The sequence below is a fragment of the Bacillota bacterium genome, assembly GCA_013314855.1.
Classification (GTDB): Bacteria; Bacillota; Clostridia; order Acetivibrionales; family DUMC01; genus Ch48.
The window spans coordinates 1-9,692 of sequence record JABUEW010000147.1 but is presented as its reverse complement, the minus strand read 5'-3'; the positions used below and the strand labels follow the sequence as shown (position 1 = coordinate 9,692).

Sequence of the window (9,692 nt, the reverse complement as noted above, 5' to 3'; positions counted from 1 at the left end):
CAATATAATACTTTTCTACATACAACAGGGGAATTGACGTCTTGATAAGATGATAAGAAATTAAAATTGATAAATTTTAATTTGCCTTGTTAAAATTTAGAATTAAGGTTTGCTGGGAGTTGTCTTCCATAATTAATGGTATTTTGTGGTTATATTGTATTTTTCTGTTACACAAATAAAAATCGACCCTCAAATTAAAACCAGGTTGATAAATAGGTAATGGTTTGCTATACTATAATAGAGATGTGGAAAGTTTATAAACAAGGATGATATATAAATTGGCTAAAATATATTTTGATGTTTGTTGTTATAATCGTCCGTTTGACGATTTAACTCAGGGAAGAATAAGACTTGAAACGGAAGCTTTATTACTGATTATAAACAGAATATTAAATAATGGGTATATACTTTGTGAAAGCCCGGCCATACAATTTGAGCTAAGTAGAATGACTGACGATTATAAGAAGAAAAAGGTTATAATGTTATATAGTTCAATAGAAAAAGAAATGTTAAAATATGATGAAAAAATTAATATTTGAGCAAAAGAACTAGATGCATTTAATATTAAATATTTTGATGCTTTGCACATTGCATTTTGTGAATTTTATTGTATTGATTATATGCTCACAACAGATAAAGTACTGCTAAATGCAGTTAAACGCTCAGATATAAAAATAAGAGTTATGAACCCTATAGAATTTGTAATGGAGGTGCTAGAATGATAAATGCACTTAATTTGAAGGATTTGGATAAATTACAGAAGGAAGGTTTACAAGCTCTTTCTGAAAAGTTAGGACCCATTGGGATGGTAAACTTTATCCGTTTGTTTGACAATGGAAAGGGCGATTACTCAAAGGAGCGAAGGGAAACCCTGAATACTATTACAGAAACAGACTTTAAAGAATTTCTTAAAAATCAATAGAAATTCAAGAGGAAATCAAAACTTTTTGTAATAGATGACCCTGGCTCTTATTTTTGTTCCCTTCACAGGGATTTATTACTGCTTATGATTTTAAGGGGGAGTTGGTAATGAATAAAGCTTATTGTCCAGCATGCCGGCAGGAAGTTGACTATAGAATTATAAATAAAAAATAAAAGAATATAAAGGAGTAAAAGTAAATGTAGACGAAATCATACCAATATGCAACTTGTGTAATGGAGAAATTTTTGTGCTCGAAATAGAAGATAGAAATCTAAATATATTATACAAGAAATACCGTGAAATTAAAAGTATTGTATCACCCAGAAATTTGCCATCCCTCCTTTGCTATTATCATATACATTTTACATAAAATATGTGCATTGTAAAAGTTGTAAATGATAGGACGCATTTTATTTTTATGAAGAAAATGCGCCCATAGGCATTGATGATTTTTAAATTTTAGGGTAATATATTTCCTGTTAAATTAAAATTATATGTTATTATTATTAGTTTATTAGTTTATTAGTTATACCAGGTAAAGGAGAATATTAAAAATGGCGTATAACACCAACAACCCGGTTATAGTTCAGGGTGACAGGACCATACTGGTTGAAGTTAACAATGAACTGTACGAAGAAGTAAGAGACGAAATTGCCAGATTTGCTGAACTGGAGAAAAGCCCGGAATATATACATACTTATAGAATATCTCCCCTTTCCTTATGGAACGCTGCTTCCAGCGGCATGAGCGCAGAAATGATAATCGAAATACTTGAAAAATACAGTAAGTTTGACTTGCCGCAAAATGTAAGGAGGGATATAGAGGATAACGTTAAAAAGTACGGAAAGGTAAAGCTTATACGTGAAAATGGAGAGTTGTTCCTGGTATCGGAAGACAGGTATATTATCACTGAAATTTCAAATAACAAACAAGTGCAGCAGTATATAAAAGAAAGAGTAAATGAGTTTAAATTGAAGATTAGCCCTGACATGAGGGGACACATAAAACATCTGCTAATCAAGATAGGGCATCCTGTTGAAGATATAGCCGGATATGTCTCCGGTGCCCATTTTGATATAGAATTGAAAAGTATCACTTCCGAAGGAAGGGAGTTCCATCCCAGGGACTATCAGCAACAAGCTGCTGACGCATTTTATGCCGGAGGTTCAAATAAAGGGGGCAGCGGAGTAATCGTCCTCCCTTGCGGTGCAGGTAAAACAGTTGTGGGAATGATTTTAATGGAAAAGATAAAGAGTGAAACCCTGATACTTACTACAAACATTACCGCACTGAGACAGTGGAAGCAGGAACTATTGGATAAGACCAACATTCCTGAAGACTGTATCGGTGAATACAGCGGAGAAGTCAAAGAAATCAAGCCCGTGACCATATCAACCTACCAGATACTGACCCACAGGAATGACAGAACACAGAATTTCCCTCACTTTGATTTGTTTAAAAAGAAAGACTGGGGATTTATAATATATGATGAAGTTCATCTGCTGCCCGCACCTGTTTTCAGAATAACTGCCGAAATACAGGCAAAAAGAAGGCTTGGGCTTACAGCAACCCTTGTAAGGGAGGATGGACTGGAAGAAGATGTTTTCAGCCTTATTGGTCCCAAAAAGTATGATATGCCCTGGAAGACCCTTGAAAAGCAAGGTTGGATAGCGTGTGCAAATTGTATCGAGGTAAGGGTACCTATGCCCGAGGATATAAAAATGGACTATGCCGTAAGCAACAGCAGGGACAAGTTCAGAATTGCCGCCGAGAACTACAAAAAGATGGAGGTTATCGATATCTTGCTTGAAAAGCACAGGGAAGATAATGTCCTGATAATAGGCCAATACATAGAGCAATTGAACAAAATTGCAGATAAAGTGAAGGCCCCTATTATAACAGGGAAAACTCCTAATGAAGAGAGAATCAGGATGTATGAGGATTTCAAAAAAGGAAGATTAAAAACCCTTATTGTATCAAAGGTTGCAAACTTTGCCATCGATTTACCGGATGCAAATGTGGCTATACAGGTGTCAGGGACATTTGGTTCCAGGCAGGAGGAGGCACAAAGGCTGGGAAGAATTTTAAGGCCGAAAGAGAGGGAAAATGTTGCGTATTTTTACAGTCTTGTGACGCAAGAAAGCAGGGAACAGGATTTTGCCGCAAACAGGCAGCTGTTCCTTACAGAACAAGGATATAAATATTATATTAAATCGGCACATGAGATAGGAGTGGAGTAGAAACATGTCATTAAAAGCTTATCTTGAACGGATGGGAACTTACGGTGGTAAAGATACACTGCCTTATTTTTTGAAACTCGCAGGAATAAAAACCTCCCAGAGGAAGAAAGCGGAAATGGTTTCCATACTTGATAAATACCTGAGCGATGAGCAGAATATTATAAGGATATGGAATATTCTTAATCCGTTTGAAAAAGAACTTGTAGAGGAATATGTCAGGGCCGGGGGGAGATTGGACTCGTCGGAGATAAAACATATATTGGAGAAACACGGAAGAGAACGTAAAAGTTATCATTATGGATATTTAGTTGAGCAGTTTGATGATTATTCGCCGGCAAGACTGTTCTTCGTACCGTATTCCATACCGGCACCCATATTTAATATATTAAAGAAGCTGGTAAAACCGCTGGAAATCAGATACACAGCTCTGGAAAGATTGCCTGACAGGGACATTATTGACAAGGAGCTTGTGATCAGGGAGAGCTTTGAGAAGGATTTCATAAATACCATAATGCTTATAAATAATGCAAAACTTAAAGCCACCAAAGGAAGCAATCTTCCGGTAAAGAGTGCTGTTTTAAAAATAAATGAAGCCCTCGAGAATAAGGAAGTTTTAACAAGCGGTTTCAGCAGCATGGATGACATAAGGACAGTAGAGCAGACTAACAGGATATACGGCATATGCAGGCTATTGTCAGAGGCAGGCATCGTGGAGGAGAGCGACGGGATGCTTATAATAGGATCGAGAGCTAAAGAGTTCCTGAAATTAAATCTTGCGGAAAAATGTGACATGCTCTTAAAGGCTTATATCCGGTCAGAAGTAATATATGAACTGGACAGGATACGCGAGATAAAAATCAAGACCAGCATGCGCCCAAACTTCAAGACTTGCAGGGAACTAATCCTAAAGTATCTTTTAGGGTGCCCTGTTAACAAATGGATAAAAATGAATGAATTTCTCAAGTACATAAAAAAAATGGACAGAAACTTCCTTACAAACGTAGTTGGCAGTATAGACTCCTACGACGATTATTACAGGTATTATACTGGTAGGACACAGGATTGGGAAGAAATCGAGGGAAGATTTATAGAGATAATGTTCTTTGAGTACCTTTCGGTTATGGGAATTGTTGATGTAGCCCTGGTTGAAGATAGTGATGAATATGGAAATACCGAATTCTTTTCGGTAAAATACTTTAGAGTCACCCCCTTGGGAGCATACGTGCTGGGTATGACAGATAATTACAATCTAAATGAAAAGGCCGAAAAATCGGGTTTTATAGTACAGCCGAATTATGAAATAATTGTTTCCGAAGGAAGTATGAAGCATAATCATATACTCTTCTTCGATAAATTTGCCGAAAAAATATCGGAAGATACCGTAAGCATCTATAAACTATCATTTAAGGCCGCTGTCAATGCACTGGACAATGGAATTTCAATCAGGGAAATCATTGACTATTTAAAGGAAAACAGTGAAAATAACATACCTGAAAATGTTCTTTTAACTTTAGAGGAATGGGAGCGGGAAAGTAAAAGAATAAAGATAAGGACAGTTACGATAATAGAATGCGACGATAGATACCTGATGGAGGAGTTAAAAAGTTATAAAACCATAAATAATAATATTTTAAATGAATTGCCCTATGTGTTTGAAATAGATAGCAAATCAGCCAATAAGGTGAAAAGGGAGATTGAAAAGAAAAATCATTTTTGTATCATAAGAATTACAAAATAATTTTGGCAAATATATAAATATAATGCAAAATGAACCTGTGATTTTTACAAAAAACGGGAAGGTTATCGGTAAATTAGTTGCTGTAAAAGGAGATAAAAAAGCTGCATTTGAAAAGCTGGAGAAATTGAAACGTGGTTTGCATAATGTTGATGAAGGGGATAAAATTTATGCAAGAATTGAAAAATTCAATATATAAAGTTTTTTTGGATATAAATATATTATTAGATTATCTAATAGAAGAAAGGGAAGGACATTCTTCGGCACAGCGTATAATGGAGCTTTCAGTAGATAATAAGCTGATTAGTTATACATCTCCAATTACATTAATAAATATTTTTTATATCTTAAGAAACCAGAGGACGGAAACTGAGAGAAAAGAGATTATAGAAAGGTTTTTAGAGATCTTTAAACTTTAGAGGAATGGGAGCGATTACTTAGGGCTAAGCTTCTGATTTCTAAAAGTTTCTAGACGGTTAATAAACTCTTCTTTCTCAAAAGGAAGTATTGTATCATACACTTTTCCTTTAAGGTGTTCAAGGTTGAAATGGGATAAAACATCAATATGCTTGGCTATATTTTGACTTTTTAAATCTTGATATCGATCAACATCATAAACTATGATACATACTTTTTTTAAATCGCAAATGTCTTTTAAAGAAATATTTACGCCGAATTTATTAATTATTTCAGGTAGAATTATGAAAATGCTTTCAAATAATTGCAGTCTTAATCTTCTCTTTTCATCACTATCTAATTTCCCACTTTTAAATTCGGTAATAATAACACCTAAGTGATTATCAAACCATAAAGCATCTGCTGCACAACATTGTAACTTCAAACAATTTTTGTTAAACTTTTCTAAGCTATAACACGTAAAATTATCATTACATATTATTTTACCCTGATCACTCTTACTGCATTCTGAGAGTGGTTCTATGTAAATGTGTTTTAATTGTGAGAATACTTGAATACAATCATGTATCTTCATATAATTTACCAACCTTTACATCTTGCAATACTTCAAAAGGAAATGCCAGCAGTTCATAAACCTTATTTAGAGACGTATTGACATTTTCAAAAGTTGCCATATCGTTATCATTTTTAGTTGCTAAATAAAAATCGGTTTTACTTTTTAATCCGTAATGATCGCTGTAAACATCAATAGCCTCTATGAAATAGGGACTATGAGAGGTTAAGACAATATTAGCTCCAACTTCTTTCACAAAGAGAACAAGAAGCTCTGCAAGTAATATTTGCCATTTTGGATGAAGATGTACTTCCGGTTCATCAATAATGAAGATAGAATCCCTATTAATATAACCATTATCAAATAAAAGCTTAATTTGGGAAAATATTTTTAAACCTGTTGCCAAGTTCTCTATATTTAACTTTTTGCCGTTAATAATATAACTGTATTTCCCACTAGGTGCTTGTTCCAATTTGCCAGTAATTATTTTAGAAAAATATTTATCGATTATTTCTCTACTTTCTTTGCTAAAGAACTCATCAACAATATTTTCTTTTTTTGCTTTATTAGCAACTTTATTTGCTAAGTCTTCATAATGTCTATTAGGATACCAACGCAGAAAAGAAAATTGTGAAGGAGTATAATTGAAAAAAGTAGATGAATCTAAAAATGTTGCATCTCTGAAAGGTATCCTTTCAATTATTGGATTTCCTTTTATTTCATTATTAATAATGATAAGTTCTATAATTTGTTTTTCACCTTCAAATACCCTTATCTCACCTTCATTATTATTAAAAACATTATTAATTTGCCCATAAAACTCTCTATTTAATGTAAGATTAAGAGCATAATTTATGAATTCTTGATTATCAGCTTTAAGATTAATTTTTTTTAATACAATATTAATATAATTTTTTAATTCTTCTCTCTTTTTATTTCCCAAGTTTTTATGATTATCAAGAAAATGCATTAATTCATTTAAGCCTGAAAGTAAGTTTTCAAAAGCATTTTCAGTTGTAAAATAATACTTAAGCTTTGTCAACTCTTTTGGAGCACCAATATTTAATTGCATTATAAGCCTATTAATAGTTGAAATGTCATGCTGAATTGATGTAAGTTTATATTCTTCTATATTATTTAAACAATCATTTAATCCAAAATAAATACTATAAAGTACTTTACCTATTGTACTTTTACCAGTGTTATTTTCACCGGATATTACAGTAAGTCCATTAAATTCAATATTAGCATTTTCAATCATTCCGATATTTTTTAAGTTTAATCTCATTATATACACCTCTGAATTACAGTAATACTATTGTATAGATAACTATTATATATTATATGCATAAATTAACACTATCATATAGAGAGATACAACACCTTCATTTTCTTTATTATTAGCATATTTAGTATTTACATTATGATTATAACTGAAAAAAAGTGGAAATTCAATCTATTTTGAAAATTTATATTTCCGAAAATTATATAATTATTCTATAACATAGATGCTGTGAGCTATTAAACCAGAAATATATTTGTAATCAAATATTCGGATGCTTTAGACAGCTTTGAAAACTACATACTAGTGTATAAAAATAAGCTAGAAGAACAGCTAATAGATGCAGATAAAAGCGTTAAGGAAATAGAAGAACAGATAAAATCATTAAAAAGAACAATGGACTTGGTCCAAACCAGTTTAAAGACTCTAATTGATAAAAAGGAAAACCTGAGGAATGAACTGACTAAAATTAATCAATAAAAAACGGCTTCATGGATATTAAAAGCTATTTTGACATTGACGAAGAAGAGGATTTGATTTTATGGACCAGAAGATATAATAGTGCAGTTGCCAGGTGCCGAATTGGATTGTCAAAAATAAAAAACGGCGAAGAGCTTTTAAAACTTAGAAAAGAGCCGTTTTAACAAAAGCAAGCCTTTTATAAGGAGGAGAATCAGACTCAATTAGCTGCATTGAACCATCAATACCAAAAATAAATGTTTACCTTAGCAAGCATATTATCTCCATGTTAACAACACATTTATCCGCCACAAAAACAATTACCCATTTCTTAAGCCTGGGCAGGTTTTGAAGCTCATCAGAGCTTTTGTACTTCATTATCTGTTCCATGGCTTCGTTTTTCTTCTCTTCTATGATTTTTTCCCCGTGTGCCTCATACTCCGATTTCTTTATGTACTTTACCTCAAATATTGCAAAATAGGCAGGATCAATGGGTTCCCTCTTCAATAGAGCTATGTCTATATATCCGCCATCTACTTCGTATTCCGATTTCACCAGGTATATGTTGCTTAGCATAAAATAAGAAAGCATAATAAGTTTAACATATTTTTCGTCAAAATTTATGTAATCACGGTTGGAAAGCTTGTGCAGGGTCTTTTCGATCACTTCTATAAACTTTTCGTTCTTGCCTTCAAGGGCAATTTGCCTTATACCTTCCTTGATAAAAGATATATCAATATCATAATCCGTTTCTTCATTTAATTTCTTCACAAAGTATTGATGATATAAACCCTTGATAACATAATTCGGTGTTTTTAAAACCACACTATCCAATATCTTTTTATCTATAGTAAGGAGCCCCAAGTAAAACAGCAACGATATAAAATCATCCTGCGTAAAATCCTTTTCCATACTGAATTGCCTGGTTATTTGTGCTGCTATTTCTTCTCCGGCCAATATCTTCTCCAGAACTTTTATATTGCCTGTTTTATTTTTTAGTTCAAACATTTTACCCAGTTTGCCATAATCACTGGCAATATTTTGGTCTATTAAACTATTAGGCCCTTTCTTCTTTTCTATATAGGTTTTTAGATAATAGAGTATCATCTCGCTGTTATATAACCTGGTATGTGCATCTTCCGAAAACAAATACCCGTCATAGTTCTTATGCAGCACTTCCATCAACTCGTCCATATCACTTTCGCTCACAGGAAAACGGGCCGTATCCTTAACCATCCGCCTTACTTCTTCCTCGGTAAATCCCAACATTTCATTGAAAGTATCCAGCCTTGTTATGTCATCGGCAATGTTAAATCCGCTGGTAAGGCTATCCAGGGTAATTGGGCTTACACCCGTGGCAAATATGCGCTTTACAATTGTATCAGTGGCTTTTTTAAGCACCTCGTACCACTTTCTAACAAATCCTGTCCTGCTTATCGATTGCTTAAACAGATCAAACTGAAAGCTTAGAAGCTCATTTGCAAAATGGTCATATTCGTCTATGATAACGTAAATGGGCTTATCGATTTTACTCTTAACATCTGTAAAAAAATCCTCCAATATATTCGCTGCTGATATATTCAAATCGGATTCTTTTATTATATAGTCAGGCGATAATTTATAGCGATTTATGAAATCTTTAAATGCCAGCCTTGTAACGCTGATAAAGCTTTCTTCCAGTTGTTCCTTTGTACCGGTAGTTACCCCGGAAAAGTTAAATTTTAAAACATGGTAGCTGTTCCTTTCTTTTGTCGGATTCCGTCCTATATAAGTGTCCTTAAACAAAGCATCAAAATGCTCTTTTTCATTTATATCATAATAGCTTTGGAGCAACGATACAAATAAACTTTTGCCAAACCTTCTCGGTCGCAGGAAAAATAAATAGTATGAATGTAAATTCTCTAGTTTTTCTATATACATTGTCTTATCAACATAGTATAAATTCTCTTCTACCAGCATTTTATAATTACTGATACCATATGGCAGTTTCTTCAATCCGACTCACTCCTTATGCCTGTTGTTCAACACATCATGTCCTATTTTATAATATTTTTACAATATTTTCAATACAATTATACCCAAAC

10 protein-coding genes are annotated in these 9,692 nt (G+C 33.3%); 7 read left to right on the top strand and 3 right to left on the bottom strand.

Annotated elements, in window-relative coordinates; all coding sequences use genetic code 11:
* Positions 1-266 precede the first annotated feature (266 nt).
* The 6 genes from HPY74_18080 to HPY74_18055 all read left to right on the top strand — a co-directional run bounded on the left by HPY74_18080 (position 267) and on the right by HPY74_18055 (position 5,316).
* Positions 267-539 carry a hypothetical protein gene (locus HPY74_18080; GenBank protein NSW92534.1) on the top strand — a complete coding sequence of 91 codons (273 nt, stop codon included), beginning with the start codon at positions 267-269 and terminating at the stop codon, positions 537-539.
* 179 nt (positions 540-718) lie between these two features.
* Positions 719-922 carry a hypothetical protein gene (locus HPY74_18075; protein NSW92533.1) on the top strand — a complete coding sequence of 68 codons (204 nt, stop codon included), beginning with the start codon at positions 719-721 and terminating at the stop codon, positions 920-922.
* A gap of 554 nt (positions 923-1,476) precedes the next feature.
* A complete protein-coding gene (locus HPY74_18070) occupies positions 1,477-3,162 on the top strand; it encodes a DEAD/DEAH box helicase (protein ID NSW92532.1) in 1,686 nt (561 codons plus the stop codon).
* 4 nt (positions 3,163-3,166) lie between these two features.
* Positions 3,167-4,900, top strand: a complete 1,734-nt coding sequence (locus HPY74_18065) for a helicase-associated domain-containing protein (GenBank protein NSW92531.1) — start codon at positions 3,167-3,169, stop codon at positions 4,898-4,900.
* A 37-nt stretch (positions 4,901-4,937) separates the two neighbouring features.
* Positions 4,938-5,096 carry a hypothetical protein gene (locus HPY74_18060; protein ID NSW92530.1) on the top strand — a complete coding sequence of 53 codons (159 nt, stop codon included), beginning with the start codon at positions 4,938-4,940 and terminating at the stop codon, positions 5,094-5,096.
* Entirely contained in the window at positions 5,068-5,316 is a 249-nt protein-coding gene (locus tag HPY74_18055; GenBank protein ID NSW92529.1) for a type II toxin-antitoxin system VapC family toxin, read from the top strand. Before HPY74_18060 ends, HPY74_18055 begins: the two co-directional genes overlap by 29 nt.
* Positions 5,317-5,330: 14 nt before the next feature.
* On the opposite strand, the gene HPY74_18050 is transcribed toward HPY74_18055, so the two are convergent.
* Together HPY74_18050 and HPY74_18045 are read right to left on the bottom strand one after the other, a co-directional pair.
* Entirely contained in the window at positions 5,331-5,888 is a 558-nt protein-coding gene (locus tag HPY74_18050) for a hypothetical protein (GenBank protein NSW92528.1), read from the bottom strand.
* A complete protein-coding gene (locus tag HPY74_18045; protein NSW92527.1) occupies positions 5,875-7,155 on the bottom strand; it encodes an AAA family ATPase in 1,281 nt (426 codons plus the stop codon). The genes HPY74_18050 and HPY74_18045 overlap by 14 nt, the downstream gene beginning before the upstream one ends.
* Before the next feature lie 485 nt (positions 7,156-7,640).
* Between HPY74_18045 and HPY74_18040 the strand changes: the two genes are divergently transcribed.
* On the top strand, positions 7,641-7,793 hold the full coding sequence (locus tag HPY74_18040; GenBank protein ID NSW92526.1) for a hypothetical protein: 153 nt from the start codon (positions 7,641-7,643) through the stop codon (positions 7,791-7,793).
* A 76-nt stretch (positions 7,794-7,869) separates the two neighbouring features.
* Here HPY74_18040 and HPY74_18035 read toward each other — a convergent pair whose 3' ends face one another.
* A complete protein-coding gene (locus HPY74_18035; GenBank protein ID NSW92525.1) occupies positions 7,870-9,567 on the bottom strand; it encodes an AAA family ATPase in 1,698 nt (565 codons plus the stop codon).
* Positions 9,568-9,692 lie beyond the last annotated feature (125 nt).

Bases quoted from the DNA above. Each gene is read 5' to 3' on its own strand.
- HPY74_18080 (NSW92534.1), top strand. From the start codon at position 267: ATGATATATAAATTGGCTAAAATATATTTTGATGTTTGTTGTTATAAT.
- HPY74_18075 (NSW92533.1), top strand. From the start codon at position 719: ATGATAAATGCACTTAATTTGAAGGATTTGGATAAATTACAGAAGGAA.
- HPY74_18070 (NSW92532.1), top strand. From the start codon at position 1,477: ATGGCGTATAACACCAACAACCCGGTTATAGTTCAGGGTGACAGGACC.
- HPY74_18065 (NSW92531.1), top strand. From the start codon at position 3,167: ATGTCATTAAAAGCTTATCTTGAACGGATGGGAACTTACGGTGGTAAA.
- HPY74_18055 (NSW92529.1), top strand. From the start codon at position 5,068: ATGCAAGAATTGAAAAATTCAATATATAAAGTTTTTTTGGATATAAAT.
- HPY74_18050 (NSW92528.1), bottom strand. From the start codon at position 5,888: ATGAAGATACATGATTGTATTCAAGTATTCTCACAATTAAAACACATT.
- HPY74_18045 (NSW92527.1), bottom strand. From the start codon at position 7,155: ATGAGATTAAACTTAAAAAATATCGGAATGATTGAAAATGCTAATATT.
- HPY74_18040 (NSW92526.1), top strand. From the start codon at position 7,641: ATGGATATTAAAAGCTATTTTGACATTGACGAAGAAGAGGATTTGATT.
- HPY74_18035 (NSW92525.1), bottom strand. From the start codon at position 9,567: ATGCTGGTAGAAGAGAATTTATACTATGTTGATAAGACAATGTATATA.